Annotated in this window: 19 protein-coding genes; 12 read left to right on the top strand and 7 right to left on the bottom strand. The window is 66.9% G+C overall.

The window, feature by feature from the left end; all coding sequences use genetic code 11:
- Window positions 1-113: 113 nt before the first annotated feature.
- From E4341_RS07845 to pip, 4 genes are all read left to right on the top strand, one after another.
- Window positions 114-2,696 carry a tipN gene (locus E4341_RS07845; protein WP_165116415.1) on the top strand — a complete coding sequence of 861 codons (2,583 nt, stop codon included), beginning with the start codon at window positions 114-116 and terminating at the stop codon, window positions 2,694-2,696.
- A gap of 72 nt (window positions 2,697-2,768) precedes the next feature.
- Window positions 2,769-3,374, top strand: a complete 606-nt coding sequence (locus E4341_RS07840) for a hypothetical protein (protein WP_165116414.1) — start codon at window positions 2,769-2,771, stop codon at window positions 3,372-3,374.
- 48 nt (window positions 3,375-3,422) lie between these two features.
- A complete protein-coding gene (locus E4341_RS07835) occupies window positions 3,423-3,785 on the top strand; it encodes a DUF423 domain-containing protein (RefSeq protein WP_165116412.1) in 363 nt (120 codons plus the stop codon).
- A 26-nt stretch (window positions 3,786-3,811) separates the two neighbouring features.
- Window positions 3,812-4,792: a prolyl aminopeptidase gene (pip, locus tag E4341_RS07830; protein ID WP_165116410.1), complete on the top strand. Its 981-nt coding sequence runs from the start codon at window positions 3,812-3,814 to the stop codon at window positions 4,790-4,792.
- Between the two features lie 48 nt (window positions 4,793-4,840).
- Here the strand turns inward: pip and E4341_RS07825 are convergent, their stop codons facing one another.
- Together E4341_RS07825 and E4341_RS07820 are read right to left on the bottom strand one after the other, a co-directional pair.
- Window positions 4,841-5,239: a DoxX family protein gene (locus tag E4341_RS07825; RefSeq protein ID WP_055755196.1), complete on the bottom strand. Its 399-nt coding sequence runs from the start codon at window positions 5,237-5,239 to the stop codon at window positions 4,841-4,843.
- Window positions 5,240-5,311: 72 nt separating this feature from the next.
- Window positions 5,312-6,010: a pirin family protein gene (locus tag E4341_RS07820; protein ID WP_165116408.1), complete on the bottom strand. Its 699-nt coding sequence runs from the start codon at window positions 6,008-6,010 to the stop codon at window positions 5,312-5,314.
- 120 nt (window positions 6,011-6,130) lie between these two features.
- Between E4341_RS07820 and E4341_RS07815 the strand changes: the two genes are divergently transcribed.
- Window positions 6,131-7,057 (top strand): LysR family transcriptional regulator, encoded by a 927-nt coding sequence (locus E4341_RS07815; protein ID WP_165116406.1) that lies wholly within the window; start codon window positions 6,131-6,133, stop codon window positions 7,055-7,057.
- Between the two features lie 3 nt (window positions 7,058-7,060).
- Here E4341_RS07815 and E4341_RS07810 read toward each other — a convergent pair whose 3' ends face one another.
- The 4 genes from E4341_RS07810 to E4341_RS07795 form a co-directional block, all read right to left on the bottom strand.
- On the bottom strand, window positions 7,061-7,357 hold the full coding sequence (locus tag E4341_RS07810; protein ID WP_165116404.1) for a hemolysin: 297 nt from the start codon (window positions 7,355-7,357) through the stop codon (window positions 7,061-7,063).
- Between the two features lie 21 nt (window positions 7,358-7,378).
- Complete coding sequence (locus tag E4341_RS07805) at window positions 7,379-7,615, bottom strand: DUF1996 domain-containing protein (RefSeq protein ID WP_240893501.1); 237 nt, start codon at window positions 7,613-7,615, stop codon at window positions 7,379-7,381.
- 77 nt (window positions 7,616-7,692) lie between these two features.
- Window positions 7,693-8,151, bottom strand: coding sequence for a DNA polymerase III subunit chi (locus E4341_RS07800; protein WP_055755192.1), 459 nt, complete (start codon window positions 8,149-8,151; stop codon window positions 7,693-7,695).
- 21 nt (window positions 8,152-8,172) lie between these two features.
- Window positions 8,173-9,648: a leucyl aminopeptidase gene (locus E4341_RS07795; RefSeq protein WP_165116402.1), complete on the bottom strand. Its 1,476-nt coding sequence runs from the start codon at window positions 9,646-9,648 to the stop codon at window positions 8,173-8,175.
- Between the two features lie 143 nt (window positions 9,649-9,791).
- Here E4341_RS07795 and E4341_RS07790 point away from each other — a divergent pair, with 143 nt between their 5' ends.
- The 7 genes from E4341_RS07790 to E4341_RS07760 all read left to right on the top strand — a co-directional run bounded on the left by E4341_RS07790 (window position 9,792) and on the right by E4341_RS07760 (window position 18,916).
- Entirely contained in the window at window positions 9,792-10,928 is a 1,137-nt protein-coding gene (locus E4341_RS07790) for an LptF/LptG family permease (protein ID WP_165116400.1), read from the top strand.
- Window positions 10,925-12,064, top strand: a complete 1,140-nt coding sequence (lptG, locus tag E4341_RS07785) for an LPS export ABC transporter permease LptG (RefSeq protein ID WP_165116398.1) — start codon at window positions 10,925-10,927, stop codon at window positions 12,062-12,064. Before E4341_RS07790 ends, lptG begins: the two co-directional genes overlap by 4 nt.
- A 33-nt stretch (window positions 12,065-12,097) precedes the next feature.
- A complete protein-coding gene (locus E4341_RS07780) occupies window positions 12,098-14,536 on the top strand; it encodes an LPS-assembly protein LptD (protein ID WP_055808668.1) in 2,439 nt (812 codons plus the stop codon).
- A gap of 72 nt (window positions 14,537-14,608) precedes the next feature.
- On the top strand, window positions 14,609-15,976 hold the full coding sequence (locus E4341_RS07775; protein ID WP_240893500.1) for a peptidylprolyl isomerase: 1,368 nt from the start codon (window positions 14,609-14,611) through the stop codon (window positions 15,974-15,976).
- Window positions 15,973-16,977, top strand: a complete 1,005-nt coding sequence (pdxA, locus tag E4341_RS07770; RefSeq protein ID WP_165116396.1) for a 4-hydroxythreonine-4-phosphate dehydrogenase PdxA — start codon at window positions 15,973-15,975, stop codon at window positions 16,975-16,977. The genes E4341_RS07775 and pdxA overlap by 4 nt, the downstream gene beginning before the upstream one ends.
- 8 nt (window positions 16,978-16,985) lie before the next feature.
- Window positions 16,986-17,795, top strand: a complete 810-nt coding sequence (rsmA, locus tag E4341_RS07765; RefSeq protein WP_165116394.1) for a 16S rRNA (adenine(1518)-N(6)/adenine(1519)-N(6))-dimethyltransferase RsmA — start codon at window positions 16,986-16,988, stop codon at window positions 17,793-17,795.
- Window positions 17,792-18,916 carry a pyridoxal phosphate-dependent aminotransferase gene (locus E4341_RS07760; RefSeq protein ID WP_165116392.1) on the top strand — a complete coding sequence of 375 codons (1,125 nt, stop codon included), beginning with the start codon at window positions 17,792-17,794 and terminating at the stop codon, window positions 18,914-18,916. Before rsmA ends, E4341_RS07760 begins: the two co-directional genes overlap by 4 nt.
- On the opposite strand, the gene E4341_RS07755 is transcribed toward E4341_RS07760, so the two are convergent.
- Window positions 18,913-20,586, bottom strand: a complete 1,674-nt coding sequence (locus tag E4341_RS07755; RefSeq protein WP_240893499.1) for an ATP-binding protein — start codon at window positions 20,584-20,586, stop codon at window positions 18,913-18,915. The genes E4341_RS07760 and E4341_RS07755 overlap by 4 nt on opposite strands.
- Window positions 20,587-20,659 lie beyond the last annotated feature (73 nt).

Raw genomic sequence — 20,659 nt, 5'->3', positions numbered from 1 at the left:
GACGCGGTTCATTGACAGGTTGCGGGCTTGAGTCGGTTTCGTCCGCATCGATCATGCTCTAGGGTTTTATTGGCGCTGTCGGACGCCCGCGTAGAGATCGAGTTTTTGAGCTTATGAAGTCTCCCAAACGGCCGCCGCTGAAGCTGACCGACGACGAGGCCGTCGCGCCGGTCGATCTGTCGACCTCGGACGAAATGCCGGTAGAGGAGGCGACGCATTCGCTCGACCCGATCCCCGAGCCCGATTTCGAGATCGTGCAGCCGACGTTCGAGCCGCCGATGTCGGAGCGCCGCCGCCGTCGCCTGCTGGAAGAGCAGCGCCAGGCCGAGGAACGTGCCTTTGCCGCCGAACGCGGCGCCGCCCCCGTCAATGCGAAACCGACGCCAGAGGCTCCTGTCGATATGGCCGTCACCGCCGGTCAGCCGCCCGCGCCGTTCGAGCTGTCCAAACCGCCAGCTGTGAAAACCGTTCAAGCCAAGGCCCAGGGCGAGCCGTCAGGGCGCCACGCCTATGTGATTGCGGGCGTCGCCTCAGCTCTGTGGATCGGCGGCGTCGCCTCCTGGGCCGCTTACGAGTTCGGCGCCGGCGGGGCAGAACTGGATCCGCTGCGAATCGCCATCTACGCCTTGATCGCCCTTGCCCCTGCGGGCCTGGCCATCATGCTGGCCCATGCCGTCCGACAGGGCGCGGGTCTGGCCGCAGAGACGCGTCGCGCCCGGCAACTGGCCGAGGCCTTGGTCGCCCCGACCGCCCTGGCCGCCCAACAGACCGGCGAGGTGCTTCAGTCGCTGCGTTCCGACATCGATCACGCCACCCTGGCGGCGGAACGCGCCCGCAACGACATGGCCCTGCTTCGAGAGGCACTGGCCCAGGAGACAACGCGCCTGAACGAGGCGGCCGAGAACGCCGGCCGCACCGCGCGTCGTCTCACCGAAAACTTGGGCCGCGAACGCGACCAGATGCAGACACTGGGCATCCATCTGGATACGCAGGCGTCTGGCGTCATCGACGCGGTCGAGCGTCAGTCGCGCATGGTCGCTGACGCGTCGGACCTAGCTCAGGCGCAGCTTCGTGAAGCCGAGGCCGCCCTCGCCGCGCGCGCCGCCGACCTCGCCGCCGCCGCAGGCGAAGCCCAAGACGCCGCCCGCGTGGCGTCCGACGATCTGGCGCGCCAGACCATCCGACTTGAGAACGCCGGTTCGGGCGTCGCCGAGCAGATCCAGTCCGTCGAGGAAGGCCTCAGCCAGCAGCGCGCCGCCCTGGTCACCGCCGCCTACGCCCTGCGCACCGATCAGGAGGACTTCTCCGCCCAGGTCGAAAGCCAGCGCGCTCAACTGATCGAGCATCTTTCCGCCACGCGCAGCGCCGCAGGCGATCTGGATCGCACTACCCAGACCTCGGTCGATTCCATGCGCGATCTGGTCGAGGCGGCCACCGACCAGTTCCGCGCCTTGGTGGATATGTCGCAACGCGAGGCCGACGGCTTCGATTCCGCCACCAAGCTCGCCCTCGACCGCTTCGAGGCCCTGGCGGCCGAGGCGCGCGACGCCCTGATGGAAGAGACGCGCCGCGCCCTGGAGCAGATGCGCGCCACGGCCGAGGATTCTCGCGCCGCCGCCGCCGACGCCGCCGAACAGGCGCGTCTGCGCACCGACCGCCTGGGCGAATCCTTGTTCGACGCGGCCCAGAAGGCTGACACCGCCGCCGACGCCCGCATCGCCGACGCCCGCCGCATCGTCACCGAAACGTCCGGCCTGGTCGAAGAAACCGGCGAGCGGATGGTCAGCCGTCTGGAAACCCTGGTCGCACGTCTCAACAGCGCCTTGTCGGAAATCGACACCGCCGTCGCCGACATCGACGAACGCGCCGCGCGCCTGCCTCAGGAAGCCCGCGCCCGCGCCGACGCCGTGCGCGCCACGGTCGAGGAAGGCCTGGCCTCCCTTTCCGCCGCCTCGCGCAAGGCGGCCGAGGATACCGAGGCGCTGGATGTCGGCTTCCAGGATCGCGTGCGCCGAAACTACGACATGCTGACCGAGGCCGTGCGTCTGATGGGCGTGGTGTCGGGCGATACGACGCCGGCGCGCCGTCGCGAGCCGGCCGCAGAGATCGAGGCACGTCCCGAACCCCGTCCCGAGCGCCGGACCGATCGCCCAACGCCTCCCGCCTCGCCGCCCGCCGAAGAGCGCCGGTTCGGTCTGCGCAGTCGCCTGCGGCTCGAGCCCGCAGAGACGCCGCCGCCGTCGGCGGACAAGGGCCTGGACTGGAGCGATCTGATCGACGGCGACGACGACAACGAGGCCCCGCTGGAGTTGGACACGCCCTCCCCTTCGCCTGCCGAGGCCGAAGCCCTGTCCGACCGGGTCGCCGCCGCCATCCGGCGCATGGGGGTCGACCCCAACGCCCTTCTGCCTCGTTCTCGCGTCGAAGAGGCCGCCCGCGCCTTCAGCAATGGCGACCCCGACGCCGCGCGTCAGATCGTCCGCCGCGTCGCCCCGGCCGCTGTCCGCAGCGTGTCTCGCCGTGTCCTCAGCGACGCCGAACTGCGCGCCGACGCCGAACGCTATGTCCGCAACTTCGCAGTCATGCTGAACGCTTCCGCCCGCGCTGGAGACAGCGCAGCGGTTCAGTCCAGCCTGGCGTCGGACAGCGGTCGCGCCTTCATGTTGCTGGATGCGGCGGTCGGCGACCTGGGTTAAGACTTTTGCGGACTTGACGGCGTCGGGAAGTTACAGCCTCTTGCACGTCACCGAACTGTCATGGATGGGGCTATGGCTGGCACGATGAACCAAATCGACAGTCGTCCCAGTGGTGATCGCCGCCCTGGCATCATCATCTGCGCCTATGACGGCGACGATGACGGTTGGGATTTGGTCGAGGATCTGTCGGGCGAAATCTGGAGCCCCAGCGGGGCCCGCGCTGTGCCTATCGCCGCCGCCGATCCCGACGAACTGGCCTCGACCCTGGCCGCCCGTCTCGGCAGTGGGGAATGCCGGGCCGTCCTCCTGGTCGGACGCACGCAAAAGGGCGCAGGCTTCCGGGTCCAGATGCGCGCGGAAAACCGCACCCTCGACTACAAACACCGCCTGTCCAGCACCGGGCCGGGCGTGGCCCGCACCACGGCGCCCGTCGCCGACATGGTTCGCGCCCTGAACGCCGCCGGGCTGCAGGCCGATGCCTCGTCCGACATCGAGGAAGACGCCGGCTCCTATATTCTCTACCGCGTGCTCTCGGATTTGCCGGACGGCCCTCTGACGCCGTCGATCGGCCTGTTGCGCGCGCCCGCCCCCGCCAACGAAGCGGCGGTGCGCAAGGGCGTCAAGGCCGCCGCCTCGGCCATGGCCAGCCACCTGACGCCGCTGCCGCGCGTCGGTTAACCTTCCTGGGCCGCAGACATCGGCGAACTGGCGGTCTAGGGTTTTAGAATGACAGTGAGTCGCAACCTGATCGTCTTCGCCGCCCTGAACGGCGCCATGGCCGTGGCGCTTGGCGCCTTCGCCGCGCATGGCGCCGGGCCGCAGATCAAGACCCTGCTGACCACCGGCGCCCAGTATCAGATCGTCCACGCCGTCTTCGCCTTCGCCTGCGCTCAATGGACAGGGGGTGGCGGGCTGGCGCGGCTAGCGGGCTGGCTCGGATCGATCGGCGGTCTGATCTTCTGCCTCGCCCTGGCGGCGATCGCCTTTCTCGGCGTGCCGGCGTTCGGCGCCGTAGCCCCGATCGGCGGCCTTCTGATGATCGCCGGTTGGCTCTGCCTGGCCTTTGCGGCCTTGCGTTCTCGCCCCTGATTTCCTCGTAGAAAGACCAAGCATCCATGGCCTTCCCCACGCCCGCCGAGCCGCGTCGTGTGCTCCACCCCGAGATCGAGGCCTATGCCTCGGGTTGGATGCCGACCGAAGGCGTGCATGAAATCTATTACGAGGAGTCCGGCAATCCGCACGGCCTGCCGGTTCTGGTCCTTCACGGCGGACCAGGCGGTGCGGTCAATCCGGGCATGCGCCGCTTCTTCGATCCCGCCGTCTATCGCATCATCATGTTCGACCAGCGCGGCTGTGGTCAGTCGCGGCCCCACGCCTCGCTGGAAGACAACACGACCTGGACTTTGATCGACGATATCGAGCGTCTGCGCGCTCTGTGCGGCGTCGACAAATGGGTGGTGTTCGGCGGGTCTTGGGGTTCGACCCTGTCGATGGCCTACGCCATCACCCATCCTGAGCGGGTTATTGCGCTGCTGCTACGCGGCATCTTCCTGCTGACGAAGAAGGAGTTGCACTGGTTCTATCAGGACGGCGCCTCGATGATCTTCCCCGACGCCTGGGAGCGCTTCGTCGCTCCGATCCCCGAGGCCGAGCGCGGCGACCTGATGGCCGCCTATTACAAGCGGCTGATCGGCGATGACGTCGCCGAGCGCGAGCGATGCGCCGTCGCCTGGTCCAGCTGGGAGGGCGAAACCGTCAGCGTCGAGGGGCCAAACGCCCGGCCGGACAAGTTCGCTGAGCCCGACTTCGCCGTCGCATTCGCACGGATCGAGAACTGGTTCTTCACCAACGCCGGCTTCTTCGAGGAGGACGGCTGGCTACTGAAGAATGTCGACCGGATGCGGCATATCCCGTGCTGGATCGCGCAGGGCCGATTCGACGTGGTGACGCCGATTTCTGGCGCCTGGGCGCTGCATCGCGCCTGGCCCGAGGCCCATCTGGACATCGTCGGCGACGCCGGCCACGCCTCATCGGAACCGGGCATCGTCGATAGCCTGGTGCGCGCCGCCGACTGGGCCGCAAGCCTTCAGGCATGAAAAAGCCGCCGCGCAGGACAGCGCGGCGGCTATTTTCATTCTTAAAGATCAGAACCGTTTTGCGGTTCGATTGTCGATGCTCCACGCGCCAGGACCGGCAGTGAAGATGTACAGGAAGATGAAGCAGTACAGGATGGCCGCGTCGCCGCCGTTCACCGCCGGATATGGGCTGCTTGGGAAGTGGAACATCCAATAGGCCACAGCCATCTGGCCCGACGCGATGAAAGCGGCCGGACGCGTGAACAGGCCCAGGATCAGCAGCAAGCCCGTGATCAGCTCGATCACCCCGCCGATGCCGAACAACGACAGCAGCTCCTGCTGACCGGGTTCGGCCCCGGCCGGGAAGCCGAAGACCTTGATGACGCCATGCGCCAGGAACAACAGACCGGCGACGATCCTGAGCGCCGCCAGGGCGCGGGAAGACCAGCCATTCACTTGATTGAACATTCTCTTTCCTCGCCTTTTTGATGCGGTTGTTCACGGTCGGATCGGGTCCGACCGTGAAGCTTGATCCGAAAATCAGGCGGCGTCCACCAGCACGATCTCGGCGTCGGACAGCGCCTTGACCGTCACGACATCCTCCTGAGCGATGGCCGCGCCGTCGCGGGCGGTCAGCCGGACGCCATTGACCTCGACCTCGCCCTTCGCCGGGACCAGATAGGCCCGCCGCGCAACGCCCAGCGGATAGTCGGCGCTGTCGCCCGCCTTCAGCGTCGCCGCCACGATCCGCGCATCGGTGCGGATCGGCAGGGCTTCCGTGTCGCCTTCGAAGCCCGAGGCCAGGACTACGAACTGGCCCGACCGCTCGCCCTTGGGGAAGGGTTTGGTGCCCCAACTCGGCGCATCGCCGCGCCGGGTCGGCTCGATCCAGATCTGAAAGATCCGCGTCAGGTCCGGCTCGGCGTTGTATTCGGCATGACGGATGCCGGTTCCGGCGCTCATCACCTGGACATCGCCCGCGACGGTGCGGCCCTTGTTGCCCAGACTGTCCTCATGGGTGATGGCCCCATCGCGGACATAGGTGATGATCTCCATGTCGGCGTGCGGATGCGGCGGGAAGCCCGTTCCGGCGGCGATCTCGTCGTCGTTCCAGACCCGAAGATTGCCCCAGCTCATCCGCTTGGGATCATAGTAGTTCGCGAAGGAAAAATGGTGTTTGGCGTTCAGCCAGCCGTGGTTGGCGCCGCCAAGGGATTCAAATGGTCTGCGCTCGATCATCGCACTCGTCCTTTCGCGTCGGAACCGTCCGACGCCTTTGCTTGACGCCAAGATAGAGATCGGCGACCGATCAGAAATAGAAACAACCGAAACTCATCGTTTCAGGACGCGAGGCCACCCATGTCCCGCCTGCCCGATCTGGAAGCCCTGGCCATCTTCGCCAAGGTCGCCGACAGCCAATCCTTTTCCGGCGCAGCCGAGACGCTGGGCCTTTCCAAGGCGACCGTGTCCAAGGCGGTGACGCGCCTGGAACAGCAGCTGAAGACCACCCTGCTTCACCGCACCTCGCGCCGCTTCGCCCTGACCGATGCCGGCCGAACCCTGGCCGCTCGCGCCGCCCACATGTTGGCCGAGGCCGAGGGCGCGGTGTCAGAGGCGCTGGACATGTCCGTCACGCCGCGCGGTTTGGTGCGACTGGCGGCGCCCATGTCGTTCGGCATGGCCTATGTGGCCCCGGCCCTGCCCGAGTTCCTAGCCACCCATCCCGACGTGTCGGTCGATCTGCACCTGTCGGACGAAGTCATCGATCTGGTCGGCGGCGGCTTCGATTGCGCGCTGAGGATCGCCGCCCTGGCCGATTCCTCGCTGACGGCGCGCAAGCTCCGGCCTGTGGCCCGCGCCCTGGTGGCCTCGCCGTCCTATCTGGATCAGCGGGGTCGCCCAACCCATCCCGACGATCTGGCCCGTCACGCCTGCCTCGGCTACGCCTACATGCCCAGTCCCGACACCTGGCGGTTCAGCAATGAGGCGGGTGAAGAAGTGGTGGTGCATCCGCGCGGGCCGTTGCGCGCCAACAACTCCGACGCCCTGACGGCGTCGTTGTGCGCGGGTCTGGGGCTCTTTCCCCAGCCGGACTTCATCTACTGGAAGGACGTCGCTGACGGCCATCTTGAGACGGTGATGACCGACTGGCGCCTGCCGCCCATCGCCCTGCATCTGGTGGCGCCCAGCGGCGGACCGCGCCCGGCCAGGGTCACGGCCTTGATGGACTATCTGGCGGCGAAGTTCAGCGGACCGCTGTGGCCGGGCGATACGGTGGGGCGGTAAATCTCAGCCGCACTTCACTTCGCGCACGATGTTGGTCGCCTCGTCATAGACGAAGTTCACCCGGTTCTCGCGATAGTCCATGGTCGCGGCGCAGGTGGTGCACAGCACACGGAAGGTCTGGCCGGCGGGCGCGGTCGGGATGGTCGAACGGTTGCGGCCGACATAACTTTGATAGTCCGAAACCTTGCAGGCCTGGAAGGCGGTGTCCGATCCGGGCGCAGGCTCGGCGGTCTGGACCGGCGCGCAGGCCGACACGGCCAAGGCGCCGGCGGCCAACAGGGTGCTCACGATGTTCTTCATGGTCGTCTCCTTGCGTCAGGCTCAGCCGCAGCGGACCTGTTCGATGATGCCGGTCTGTTCGTTGTAGAAGATGTTCAGACGATAGGCGGAGAAGTCCTGCGTCACCGGGCAGGTGGTGCAGGTCACACGCCGATTGACGACATCCACCGGCACCGGAATTTCGGTCCGGGACTTGCCCACCAGATATTGCATCTCGCCGGCCTTGCAGACGTCCTCCGTCTGGGCGGTCGGCATCCGGCTGCCGACGGGTGGGTTCAACTGCGCTTGCTCGACCGCACGCGGCGCAGGCGCCTCAGAAACCGGCGTCGAACAGCCAGCCAGCAGAACCAGTCCGATCAGGCCGCCTTTTCCCAGCGCCCTTCGTCCGTTTGACGCCAATAGGCCAGGTTCGCGCCCTGCCCCTTCAGCGCCTTCCAGCGTCCCCGCGCGTGTTGCAAAGCCGGCTCGTCGCGACCGTCGAAAATAATGAAGCATCGTTCGAACCCTTCCGTCCCGCCCAGTTCTGCGTCGTCGACTATGAACAGCGCCTGAGCGCCGTTCAGGTTCTCGCCCGTCTCGCTCAACAGCACAGGCTGGCGCTCGGCATGAGGCTGGTCGGCCCGGCCGTGCGGCAGGAAGCTGTCATCGCGAAACGTCCACAGCGTCTCGTCGACCTCGTCCAGCCGATGCGAATGCGACGATTTGATCATGGCGCGCCAGCCCCGCTCGATCGTCTTTTCGAGCAGGGTTGGCAGCACCTGATCCAGCGACGAACGCTCCAGGTGATAGAACCAGATTTCGGGCTTGTCGCTCACCCGGCTCTACCTCCCGACCGATCAGCCTTCGTAGGAATCCGCGACCATCCGGTCCAGAGTCCGCACGGCGAAGCCGACGCCGCCTTCCGGCACGGTGGGGCTGGGGCTCTTGTTGGCCCAGGCCGTCGGGGCGATGTCCAGGTGCGCCCACGGCACGCCGTTGGTGAAGCGTTGCAGGAACAGGGCGGCGGTGATCGAGCCACCGGCGCGGCCGTTGCCGGTGTTCTTCACATCGGCGATCTTGGAATCGATGTGCTGCTCGTAGATGGCCGGGATCGGCATGCGCCAGAAGTTCTCGCCGACCTTCTTGGCCGCCGCCAGGATCGGATCGGCGACATCGTCGGAGTTCGAGAAGACGCCGGCGTAATCCAGGCCAAGGGCCACGATCATGGCGCCCGTCAGGGTGGCCAGGTCGATCATGAACTTCGGCTTGAAACGCTCCTGCGTGTACCAGAGGGCGTCGGCCAGGACGAGGCGACCTTCGGCGTCGGTGTTGATGACCTCCACCGTCTGACCCGACATGGACACGACCACATCGCCCGGACGCTGGGCGTTGCCGTCTGGCATGTTTTCGACCAGGCCCAGAACGCCGATGACGTTGGCCTTGGCCTTGCGGCTGGCCAGGGCGATCATGGTTCCGGTCACGGCGGCTGCGCCGCCCATGTCCCACTTCATGTCTTCCATGCCGTCCGCCGGCTTGATCGAGATGCCGCCGGTGTCGAAGCAGACGCCCTTGCCGACGAAGGCCAGGGGCTGAGCGCCGGCTTCGCCGCCGTTCCACTTCATGATCGCAAACTGGCTTTCGCGACGGCTGCCCTGGCCCACGCCCAATAGGGTGCGCATGCCCAGCTTCTCCATCTCGGCCTCGCCGAGGATTTCGACCTCCAAGCCCAGGCTCTCTAGCGCCTTCACCCGCTTGGCGAACTCCGCCGGATACAGGACGTTGGCGGGTTCGGACACCAGGTCGCGCGCGAAGATCACGCCGTCGGCGACGGCCGACAGCGGCTCCAGCGCGGCTTCGGCGCCCCGCAGGTCGGTCGTGACCACGCGGATGGTGGTGATCGACGGAATCTTGTCGGCCTTTTGCGTCGTGCGATATTTGTCGAAGCGATAGGCGGCCAGACGCGCGGCGAAACCGACGCGGGCGGCCTGCTCAGGCGACAGATCCGAAGCGTCGATCGTCAACACCTCGGCGCCCGACAGCTTGACCGCCGCATAGGCGTTGCCGCCGAAGGCCTCGACCGCCAGGTCATCCAGCTTGTCCTTTGCGCCCGCGCCCACCAGCAGCACGGCGTCCGCCTCGACGCCCGCCGGCGCGGCGATGCTCAGGCTCTGTCCTGCCTTGCCGGTGAAACGACCCTTCCCCGCCGCCTTGGTCAGCGCGCCGTTGGCCTTGCCGTCCAGCGCGGTCCCGGCGGCGGTGAAGCTGCGATCTTCAAAAACCGGAACGGCCAGGATTTCGGCGGCGTCCACGGCGGCGACGAATTCGATCTTCATTCAATCAACTCCAGCCAGGCCCCACCCGGCGTCTGCAAACAGCAAAATGACAACGGCGCGTCTGCTTGTCGCGGACGCGCCCTGATGTGCTACTAGATGCGCCTCAATGTCGCCGCCTGCAACCGGGCGAAGTCCATCCGCCCATGACCCTGATTCAAAGATACCTTTTTCGCCAGATCCTGTTCCCTGTGATCGCCGCGTGCGCAGCGCTGGCGGGAATCGGGATTCTGAGCCAAAGCCTCGACCAACTCCAGGTCATCGTGGAGCGGGGTCAGAGCGTGTGGATCATGGTCAAGCTGACCCTGCTCGCCCTGCCGCAACTGCTGTCGGTGATTCTGCCCATCGGCCTTTTCGTCGGCGCCCTGATCGCCTTGACCCGTCTGCAACGCGAGCAGGAGCTGACGGCGGCCTTCGCCGGGGGCATGACCCGTTGGCAGGTCATATCCCCCGCCGCCCGCATTGCCGTGCTGGTCGCCTTGGTCACCTTGCTGGTCAACGTCTTCATTCTGCCCTGGGCGCAGCAGGAGGCGCGACGACAGGCGTTCGACATCCGCACCGACCTCGCCGCTCTCTTGGTCGAGGAAGGCCAGTTCGTTCAGGGGCCTGACGGTCTGACCGTCTATGTGCAGCAGATCGAACAGAACGGTCTGTTGAAGAACCTGTTTGTCTATCTGGACGACAAGGACAAGGTCACGACCTGGAACGCGTCCGAAGCGCGCTTCAGCCGCGACGCCGGCGGCATTCCCATCCTGACCATGATCGACGGCTCGGCGCAGCGTTACTCGTCGGGCGGAGTGCTGGAGACGCTGTCGTTCGGGCGATACGATTTTTCTCTCGCGCCCTTCGTCGGGGTGACCGACACCATTCGCTACAAGCCGACCGACCTCTATCTGCGCCAGTTGCTGAACCCCACGGCCAAGGTGCTTGAGGTTGCCGGCTCGCGCGGCGAACTGCTGGCCGAGGCGCATTCGCGGCTGGCCTCGCCGCTCTATGCCATGGTCGCCATGGCCCTGGCGCTCTCGGCCATCCTGGGCGGCGCTTTCAGCCGCACCGGCTATACGCTGCGCATCGCCAAGGCGGCGGGCCTGTTCCTGGTCCTGCGCGTCATCGGCTATGGCCTTGTCGCCGCCAGCGCATGGAACGGCTGGATGAATGTGGTCCAGTACGTCGTACCGATCGTGGCCATCGTCGTCGCCCTGCGGGTTCTGTTCCGCGCGCTGAAGCCGCGTCGCAGCCGAACAACCGCCGCCCTGCGCGATCTGAAGGCCAAGTTCGCATGACCGCCGTCGCCGCCTCCGCCCGTCGTTCGCCCCATACCCCCCGTCTCGGCGGCATCGAACGCTATGTGCTGGTCCAACAGCTAAAGTCGCTGGGCGTGGCCCTGGCCGTGATCTCGGCCCTCGTCATGCTGATCGACTTTGTCGAGGTCTCGCGCGGCGTCGGCTCCGCCCAAGATCTATCGGCTGTGCGCATCTTCGGTCTGGTTCTGCTGAAGTCGCCCTCCGTCATCGTACAATTAATGCCGTTCGTCTTCCTGTTCGGCACCCTGTCGGCCTTCATCAGCCTGAACCGCCGCAGCGAACTGATCGCCATGCGTGCGGCGGGCGTTTCCGCCTGGCGTTTCGTCCTGCCGGCGGCCGGCATGGCCTTCGTCCTGGGTGTGCTGACCGTCACGGTCTTGGGTCCGATGGCCTCGGCCGGCGACGGTCTGTGGCAACGCGAGCGCGCACGGATTTCCGGCACGGCGCCCGGCGGCGATCCCAAGGAGGCGATCTGGCTGCGCGAGGGCGACGATCAGCGCCAGATGATCATCCGCGCCGGCCAGCAGGACCGCGCCAACGCCCGACTGCTGAACGTCAGCTTCTTCATCTACACGACCGCGCCCGGCGGTGGTCGCACCTTCTCCGAACGGATCGACGCCAAGTCGGCCTCGCTGAACGCCGGCAGCTGGCGCCTGACCGACGCCGTCGGCGCCCAGATCGGCCAGCGCGCCGTCACCTACTCCAGCCTGACCCTGGTCTCCAGCCTGGCGGACGACGAGGCGTTCGATCGTTTCGCGCGACCGCAGGCCACGCCCTTCTGGTCGCTGCCCAACCAGATCAGCCGTATCGAAAACGCGGGCTTCACCTCGACCGCCTATCGCCTGCGCTTCCAGCAGCTTCTGGCCACACCCCTGGTGTTCGCGGCCATGTCCATCCTGGCCGCCGCCTTCTCGTTGCGGCTGATGCGATTGGGCGACCTGGCGCGCATGAGCGTGGCGGCTGTCGTGCTGGGCTTCGCCTTCTTCTTCCTGAACCAGTTCTCGTCGGCGATGGGATCGGCCGAGGTCGTGGCGCCCTTCGTCGCCGCCTGGCTGCCGCCTGTTCTTACGGCGCTCGCAGCCTTGACCTTGCTGTTCTATACCGAAGACGGCTAATCGGGCGCTCGCTTCTCAGACTACGGATGGCCTATGCAGGGTGATCGGCGCTTCGACGCTTTCAAAGCAAGGCTTCTCGCCGGTGCGGCTCTGGTCGCCTGCGCGCCCTTGGCGACGCCCGCATGGGCGCAAACGACCCCTCCGGCCGCCGCCGCGCCTTCCGATGGCCTGCCGCCCGAAGCGGTCTATGTCGATGCCGACAATGCGCGTCGCGAAGGCGACAACATCATCGTCAGCGGCACGCCCGAGAACCGAGCCTATGTCCGCACGCGCGGTCATGTGCTGCGCGGGGAGAACCTGTCCTATGATCTGAACGCCGGTTCGGCGACGGCCGAGGGCCGCGTCGAGGCCATCGCGCCCGACGGCACCGTGGTCTACGCCAGCCGTCTCGAGCTGGACGAAAACCTGGAGACCGGCGTCGCCGTGGATTTCGCCACGCGTCTGGCCAACGGCGCCAGCCTGATGGCCGCAACGGCTGTGCGTCGCAGCGAGAACGTCAGCGAACTGAACTACGCCCGCTTCACACCCTGCCCGATCTGCGACGATGGCGGTCCCAAGACGCCGACCATCTCGATCCAGGCGGAAAAGGTGACGCAGGACGAGCAGTTGCGCGCGATCCTGTATCGCAACGCCGTCTTCTATATCGGGCCGGTGCCGGTCTTCTACACGCCCTTCTTCGCCCACCCCGATCCCTCGGTGGAGCGGGCCTCGGGCTTCCTGGTGCCGATCGTCAACTATGACGAGGGTCGCGGCGTCTCCGTCGAGGTGCCCTATCTGCACGTCGTATCGCCGTCCGAGGACTGGCTGATCAGCCCGCAGATCAACACCAGGGTCGCGCCGCTGCTGAACTTGCAATGGCGGCGACGGTTCGCCAACGGCATGATCGTGGCCCGCGGCGGCTACACGTACGAGCGCGAGTTCGGCGACTTCGATCGAGACGGCGACGGCGATTTCGAAAGCAACGTCAAGTTCGGCGATCGCGAACACCGCAGCTATCTGTTGTCGCACGGCGAGTTCGATCCGGATGGCCCATGGCGGTTCGGCTTCACGGCCGAGCGCACCTCGGACAAGACGCTGTTCGATCGCTACGACGTGCGCTCTCCGTATCAGGACAACGGCCTCTATTACGGCGACCGCCGTCGTCTGATCAGCCAGATCTATGCGGAACATCAGACCGATCGGTCTTACGTTTCGGTCGCGGCGTTCTCGATCCAGAGCCTGCGTCTGAACCCAGCCTTCGCCGCGACGGACTTCCGCGACGCCAACGGCTTCAAGGTGTTCGAGGACGACGACACCCTGCCCTTGGTCGCCCCGCTGATCGATGCCCGCTGGGAGCCGCGCGAACTGGTCTTCGGCGGCCGGCTGCGCGTGAAGGGTTCAGCCGTCTCTCTCTACCGCGACGCTTTCGTCGGTGCGCCGATCTTGAATCCGGAGATCGTCCCGCCCGTCACGACAGGTCTGGCCGGCGTCGACAGCCGCCGCATCACGGGCCAGGTGGAATGGCGACGGGCGATCATCCTGCCGGTCGGCATGCGGGTGGAGCCGTTCGTTGATACGCGCGTCGATCTCTATTCCATGTCCGACCTGCCGCCGATGATGGGTGTCGATAGCGACGAGACGGTGAGTCGATCCAGGTTCAGCGCGGGCGTGGACGTCGCCTATCCCCTGATCAAACGCATCGCCGACGCCGACATCATCCTGGAGCCGGTGGGTCAGTTCTCGGTCTCCAACAAGGTCAGCCTGGACCGCCGCATTCCCATCGAGGACTCCCAGGTTCTGGAGTTGGACGAATCGTCGCTCTTCCGCATGGATCGCTTCTCCGGCTACGATCTGCTGGAAGGCGGCGCGCGCGTGACGGCAGGCGGTCGCGCCACCATCCGCTGGGCTGAAGGTCGCAAGGCCAGCCTGTTCGTGGGACGCAGCTATCGCTTCGATCAGCAGGACGACTTCAAAACGTCGATTCCCGACGATCCCGCGCGTCTCTATGACCCGACGGGTCTGGCGTCCGAGACCTCCGACTGGGTGGTCCAGGGCGACTTCTCGCCGTCGGATCGCATACGCAGCTGGTTCCACGCCACGGTGGATGGTTCGGGCGAGGTGCGCCGCGCCGAGGCGGCGCTGGACGGTCGCTGGGGTCAGCGCAATCTGGCCACCGTCAGCTACATTCTGGATCAGTCGAACCCAGTCGACGGGCCCCTGAACCGCAACTATGAATTCGTCCAGCTGGCGGGCCAGCAGTTCGTCTTCCAGAACTGGGGCTTCACCGTCGCCGGCATCGCCGATCTGGACCAGAACGAGATCACGCGATCCGAAGTCGGCGTGCTGTTCGACGACGACTGCTTGCGGTTCGAGCTGGGTTATCGGCGCGACAACACCCGCGCACGGCCCGGCGGCCCGTCGGAAGGCATCTATGTGCGCCTAAACCTCGCCACTTTCGGAGGTTCAGGTTATGGACAGGGCGATATGCGTTGAGCATGCCGCTTTACGGGGCGCGACCGCCTGCCGGCCTGGCTGGCGGACCGCTGTGAGGAATCAGGACGACCAATGGGTTTGATGCGTTATTCGACGGGGGCTGCGCTCGCGGCAGTCCTCCTCGCCGGTTCGGCCTATGCCCAGACGGCGCCCGCTCCGGCACAGACCCCCACGCCCGCGCAAGGTCCTGCGGCCGGCGCGCCGAATCCTGCGGCTGAAGAGGCGCCGACGACGGCGCGGCCCGCCCCTCAGTTTGAAATGGCCGACGGCATCGTCGCCACGGTCAATGACAAGATCATCACCGGCTTTGATCTGCGTCAGCGTATGCTGATGCTGATCGCCTCGTCCCAGGTCCAGCCGACCGAGCAGAACCTGCCCGCCATTCAGCAGGCCGCCCTGAACGCCCTGATCGAGGATCGCCTCAAGGATCAGGAGATGGCCAAGTTCGAGAGCCTCAAGGTCACGGACGAGGAAGTCGACGGCGAGATCGCCGAAATGGCCCGCGCCGCCGGCACGACGCCGCAGGCCTATATGCAGTTCCTGCAACAGGGCGGCATCCAGCCCGCCGCCTTCCGCGACAATCTGCGCACCCAGATCGGCTGGAGCCAGCTGATCCCCGGCCGCTTCAACAGCCGCGCCCGCGCCAGCACCCTTCAGGTCGATCAGGAAGTCCGTCGTCTGAACGAGGCCGCCTCCAAGCCTCAGTTCCTGCTCGGGGAAATCTACATCGACGCCGCGCGCGTCGGCGGCGCGCAGGCGGCCCTGAACGGCGCCCGCCAGTTGGTGCAGCAGATCATCCAGGGCGCGCCGTTCCAGGCCGTCGCCCAGCAGTTCTCCGCCGCCCCCTCGGCCAGCGCCCGCGTGCCGGGCGATGCGGGCTGGGTGGTCAAGGATTCGCTCCAGCCGGCTGTGCAGTCAGTGTTGGAACAGCTCCAGCCGGGCCAGCTGTCGAATCCTATCGTCGTCGATGGCGGCGTCTATATCCTCTACCTGCGCGACAAGCGTGACGGCGCCTCGACCAGCCTGGTGTCGCTGAAACAAGTCATGGTCGAACTGCCCGAAACCGCGTCGGAAGCCGATGTCGCGGCCGCGACCGCCAAGCTGGAAGGCCTGCGCGACGGCCTGACCTGCGACAACATCATCTCTCAGGCCCGCGCGACGCAGGGCGTCCTGGGCGCCGACCTTGGCGAATCGGATGTCGCCAATCTGGCGCCCCAGTTCCAGCAGTTCGCCCGCACCGGTGAAATCGGTTCGGTCTCGACGCCGATCCGCACCCCGCTGGGTCTGCACCTGGTCGCCGTTTGCGGGCGTCGCGTCGGCGGGCCGGAAGCGCCGAACCGTCAGCAGGTCGAAAACCGTCTGCGCGCCCAGAACCTGGCCGTGCTGGAGCGCCGGTATCTGCGCGATCTGCGCAGCGACGCCCTGATCGAGTTCAAATGACCCCAGCGGTCGCGCCTTTGGTCCTGACGCTGGGCGAACCCGCCGGCGTCGGGCCGGAGATCGTGGCCGCCGCCTGGAAAATGTTGCGCGCCGACCAGACGGCCTTCGCCGTTATCGGCGACGCGGTCCTATTGCGCGCACAAGGCGTCCCCGTGGCCGAAGTCGGGACTCCCGGTGACGCCGGCGGCCTGTTCGGCTCCGCCCTTCCCGTCCTTCATCGCCCCCTGCCCGCGCCGGTCCTGGTCGGATCGCCCGATCCGGCCAATGCCTCGGCCGTCGCGGACGGCATCGAAGAGGCGGTCAGCTTCGCCCTGTCGGGCGAGGCGTCCGGCGTCATCACCGCCCCGATCGCCAAGGCGCCGATGTACGCCTCGGGCTTTCGCTTTCCCGGCCATACCGAGTTCATCGCCGAACTGACGGCCGATGCGCCCTATGCCGGCACGCGAGGGCCGGTGATGATGCTGACGGCCCAGAACCTGCGCGCCTGCCTCGTCACCATTCACGTCGCCCTGGACCAGGTGCCGGAACTGATCACAGCCGAGCGCGTCGCCCGCGCCGCCCGCGTCGTCCACGAAAGCCTGAAATGCGACTTCGCCATCGCCCGACCGCGCCTGGCCATGGCGGCCCTGAACCCCCACGCGGGCGAAGGCGGCGCCTTGGGCCTGCAGGAACGCGACATCCTGATCCCCGTCGCCGAACAGCTTCGCGCCGAGGGCATCGACATCACCGACCCCAGACCGGCCGACACCCTGTTCCATGACGAGGCGCGCGCAACCTATGACGCGGCCATCTGCATGTATCACGACCAAGCCCTGATCCCGGTCAAGACGCTGGACTTCTGGGGCGGGGTCAACGTCTCCCTGGGCCTGCCGATCATCCGCACCTCGCCCGACCACGGCACCGGCTTCGACATCGCCGGCAAGGGCGTCGCGCGTCCCGACAGCCTGATCGCCGCCATTCGCCTGGCATCGGAGATGGCGGCGGCCCGCGCCGCGCGCTAACAGGGCGTGTGACCGACCTTCCCTCTCTCCGCGAAACCCTCGACGCCCACGGCCTCTCGGCCAAGAAGAGCTTCGGCCAGCATTTCCTGCTGGACCTGAACGTCACGCGCAAGATCGTGCGTCTGGCCGGCCCGTTCGAAGGCCGCGCCGTGATCGAGGTCGGCCCCGGCCCCGGCGGCCTGACCCGCGCCCTGCTGGAATCCGACGCCGGCACCGTGGTCCTGGTGGAAAAGGACCCGCGCTTCATTCCCTTACTGACCGAATTGGACGACGGCTCCGGTCGCCTGACCATCGTCGAAGCCGATGCGCTGAAGGTGAAGGAGGCGGATCTGGTCTCCGGCCCGACCCATCTGGTGTCCAACCTGCCCTACAATGTCGGAACGCCTCTGCTGATCAAATGGCTGACCGGCCCGTGGCTGGCCCACAGCCTGACCTTGATGTTCCAGAAGGAGGTCGCAGAGCGCGTCGCCGCAGGCCCAGGCGAGGACGCCTACGGCCGTCTGGCCGTCATCGCCCAGGCCGTCTGCACCGCCCGCATCGTCATGCATCTGCCCGCCGCCGCCTTCACGCCTCCGCCCAAGGTGGCCTCGGCCGTCGTCCATCTGGTTCCGCTGGATGAGCGCCCGTCGCCGGAACGCCTGAAAAAGCTGGAACGGGTCACCGCCGCCGCCTTCGGCCAGCGCCGCAAGATGCTGCGCTCCAGCCTGAAACAACTGGGCGGCGCCGCCCTGTGCGAGGCCGCCGGCATTGAGCCCGACGCCCGCGCCGAAACCATCGACGTCGCGGGCTTCCTGCGCCTGGCGGATGCTCTTCAATGACCGTCGAACCCTTCCGCGCCATCTCCGTCAGCCGCCTGGCGCATCAGCTCAAGAGCGAAGGCCGCTCGATCATCCATATGGAGTTCGGCCAACCCTCGACCGGCGCGCCCGCCGCCGCTATCGCGCGAGCGCATCAGGTGCTGGACGCCGACGCCATGGGCTATTGGGAAAGTCCCGATCTGCGCGCCCGCATCGCGCGCCTGTACGACGAGCGGTACGGCGTCGCCGTCGATCCCAACCGCATCTTGCTGACCTGCGGCGCCTCCCCGGCCCTGGTTCTGGCGCTCAGCACCCTGTTCAAACCCGGCGACCGGATCGCCCTGGCCCGGCCGGGCTATGTCGCCTATCGCAACACCCTGCGCGCCCTGCATCTCGAGCCGGTGGAGATCGCCTGCGGTCCCGACACCCGCTTCCAGCTCACCGCCGCCCAGCTTCAGGCGCTGGATCCCGCCCCCGCCGGCGTCATCATCGCCAGCCCCGCCAATCCGACCGGCACCATCATCCCGGACGCCGAGCTGGCCGCCATCGCCGAGGTCTGCCGCGCGCGAAACATCGCCATCGTCTCGGACGAGATCTACCACGGCCTCAGCTACGTCGGCCCAACGCCCTCGATGCTGCAGTTTGCGCCCGACGCCGTGGTCATCAACAGCTTCTCAAAATACTGGAGCATGGCGGGCTGGCGCCTCGGCTGGCTGCTGGTTCCCGAGGACCGGATCGACGCCGCCCGCGCCTATATCGGCAACATGTTCCTGACGCCGCCCAGCCTCAGCCAGCATGCCGGTCTGGTCGCCATGGACGCGATCGATGAGCTGGAAGGCCATATCCAGACCTACGCCCGCAACCGCCAGCTGATGCTAGACGCTCTGCCCGCGCTGGGTCTGCGCAAGATCGCGCCCCCCGACGGCGCCTTCTACATCTGGGCCGACATCGGCCACCTGACGAACGACAGCGTGGCGTTCTGCGAGCAGTTGCTGCGCGACACCGGCGTCGCCACCGCGCCCGGCGTCGACTTCGACCCTGTCGAAGGCCACCATTTCATCCGTTTCAGCTTCGCCGTCTCGACGCCGGAGATCGAAGACGCCTTGAGCCGCCTACGCCCCTGGTTTGCAGCCTTGGCTTAGGCCGCCTTGGCCTGCGCCGCGGCCGAGGTCGCCCGGTGCAAGGCGTCGTAGAGCTTCTTCGGCTCCAGCGGCTTGGCCAACCAGTCCGTCATGCCGGCCGCATAGCAGGCCTGCACCTGTTCGGTCTCCGTGCCCGCGCTGAACCCGATCACAGGGGCGGCCGCATTGGGGCCGTCCGATGCGCGCAAGCGCCGTGTCGTTTCGTTGCCGTCAATGCCCGGCATATTCACATCCATCAGCACCACGTCAAACACCTTCTCCGACAGAAGCGCCAGCGCCAGATGACCGTCCGAGGCCGTGGTCAGATCGACATCCAGCGGCTGAAGCACGAGCGAGATCGTGCGGCGATTGATCTCGTGATCGTCCACGGCCAGGACGCGAAGCCGCCGGGCCAGAACGGGCGCCGCCGTCTCCTGCCCGTCCAAAGCCTGCGTCGGCCGACCCGCTGGCAGATCGACACATAGGGTGAAGGCCGCGCCCTGCCCCGGCGTGCTCTCGACCGTCAGGTCGCCGCCCATCAACCGCGCCAGCTCCCGACTGACGGTCAGGCCCAAGCCCGTCCCGCCATAGGTGCGCGCCACCTCGGCCGACCCCTGTGCGAAGGGGGTGAACAGCCGGTTCATCGCGTCTGGCGCAATGCCGGCGCCCTGGTCGATGACGGTCAGGGTCAGACAGTGCTTCCCGTCGCCACGCGGCGCCGACGCCTCAAGACGGATCACGCCTGACGGTGTGAACTTGATCGCATTGGACACCAGGTTGTTGATGATCTGGCGCAGACGATAGGGGTCTCCGCGCAGCCACACCGCCTCGCTGTCCACGCCCGACATGTCCAGCGTCAGTCCCTTGTCCGCCGCCGGCGCCGCCCAGAACCGCACCGTATCGCGCATCAAATCGCCCAGCTCGAAGTCGCGGCTTTCCATCGCCATCGCCCCGGCCTCCATCTTGGAATGGTCCAGCAGATCGTTCAGCATGCCGGTCATCAATCGTCCGGCGTCGATGATCAGGTCGGCCGTCTCCTGGCGGTGCTCCGGCGACTTGCCATCACGAATGACATGGGCGCCGGCCAGGATGGCGCTGACGGGCGTGCGCAGTTCGTGGCTGACGATCGCCGCCATCGCCGCACGATCGGCCATGGCCGCCTGCGCCTGCTCCAAGCGCGTTTCCGCCTCCGCCCGAGATTTCACCTCGGCTTCGCGTGATCCGTGCACCCGCCAGTAGATGTTCAACACCATGCCGACGAACAGGATGGCGGACAGGGTCATGACCACGACCCCGCGGGTATCGCCCTGGATCACCTTGATCGCCGGCATCAAGGCCAGCGCCGCCAGATAAGGGCTGCCGCCGATGAAGAAGATCCGACGCGAGGCGATGCCGGACGCGATATTGGTCAATAGCCCGCCCGCCATCGTCAGGGCGGCGAGCGTCACCAGCGCTGGATGGTTGGTGGACCAGACCATCAGGGCCATCGCGGCATAGGTCGTCGCCATCACGGTGGTGGACGCCAGAGCGACAAACACGGACAGCGGGCTCTGCGACGCTTCGGCGCGTCTGAACGGCGCCATAGCCCACAGTTCGAATGCCTGAACCACAATCGCGATCGCCAGCCACAGCGGGACCCATCGCAGCATCCCGGCTTCGGTCATCGCCCAACCGACCAGGGCGGCCAGCAAAAGCCTGACGGGGACCTGCTTGACCCTCTCCCTGGCGCTGCTGGCCAAAAGAGGCGCGATCGAATGAAGAAAG

Source organism: Brevundimonas sp. 'scallop', from assembly GCF_011045535.1.
GTDB lineage: Bacteria > Pseudomonadota > Alphaproteobacteria > Caulobacterales > Caulobacteraceae > Brevundimonas > Brevundimonas vesicularis.
The sequence above is the reverse complement of the archived record's forward strand: the minus strand, read 5'-3'. Positions and strand labels throughout refer to the sequence as shown.

Excerpts from the sequence above, each read along its gene's own strand:
- pip (WP_165116410.1), top strand. The coding sequence starts at position 3,812 with ATGGCCTTCCCCACGCCCGCCGAGCCGCGTCGTGTGCTCCACCCCGAG.
- pdxA (WP_165116396.1), top strand. The coding sequence starts at position 15,973 with ATGACCCCAGCGGTCGCGCCTTTGGTCCTGACGCTGGGCGAACCCGCC.
- E4341_RS07790 (WP_165116400.1), top strand. The coding sequence starts at position 9,792 with ATGACCCTGATTCAAAGATACCTTTTTCGCCAGATCCTGTTCCCTGTG.
- E4341_RS07810 (WP_165116404.1), bottom strand. The coding sequence starts at position 7,357 with ATGAAGAACATCGTGAGCACCCTGTTGGCCGCCGGCGCCTTGGCCGTG.
- E4341_RS07840 (WP_165116414.1), top strand. The coding sequence starts at position 2,769 with ATGGCTGGCACGATGAACCAAATCGACAGTCGTCCCAGTGGTGATCGC.
- E4341_RS07780 (WP_055808668.1), top strand. The coding sequence starts at position 12,098 with ATGCAGGGTGATCGGCGCTTCGACGCTTTCAAAGCAAGGCTTCTCGCC.
- E4341_RS07845 (WP_165116415.1), top strand. The coding sequence starts at position 114 with ATGAAGTCTCCCAAACGGCCGCCGCTGAAGCTGACCGACGACGAGGCC.
- E4341_RS07815 (WP_165116406.1), top strand. The coding sequence starts at position 6,131 with ATGTCCCGCCTGCCCGATCTGGAAGCCCTGGCCATCTTCGCCAAGGTC.
- E4341_RS07760 (WP_165116392.1), top strand. The coding sequence starts at position 17,792 with ATGACCGTCGAACCCTTCCGCGCCATCTCCGTCAGCCGCCTGGCGCAT.
- E4341_RS07775 (WP_240893500.1), top strand. The coding sequence starts at position 14,609 with ATGGGTTTGATGCGTTATTCGACGGGGGCTGCGCTCGCGGCAGTCCTC.
- E4341_RS07795 (WP_165116402.1), bottom strand. The coding sequence starts at position 9,648 with ATGAAGATCGAATTCGTCGCCGCCGTGGACGCCGCCGAAATCCTGGCC.
- E4341_RS07825 (WP_055755196.1), bottom strand. The coding sequence starts at position 5,239 with ATGTTCAATCAAGTGAATGGCTGGTCTTCCCGCGCCCTGGCGGCGCTC.
- lptG (WP_165116398.1), top strand. The coding sequence starts at position 10,925 with ATGACCGCCGTCGCCGCCTCCGCCCGTCGTTCGCCCCATACCCCCCGT.
- E4341_RS07835 (WP_165116412.1), top strand. The coding sequence starts at position 3,423 with ATGACAGTGAGTCGCAACCTGATCGTCTTCGCCGCCCTGAACGGCGCC.
- E4341_RS07820 (WP_165116408.1), bottom strand. The coding sequence starts at position 6,010 with ATGATCGAGCGCAGACCATTTGAATCCCTTGGCGGCGCCAACCACGGC.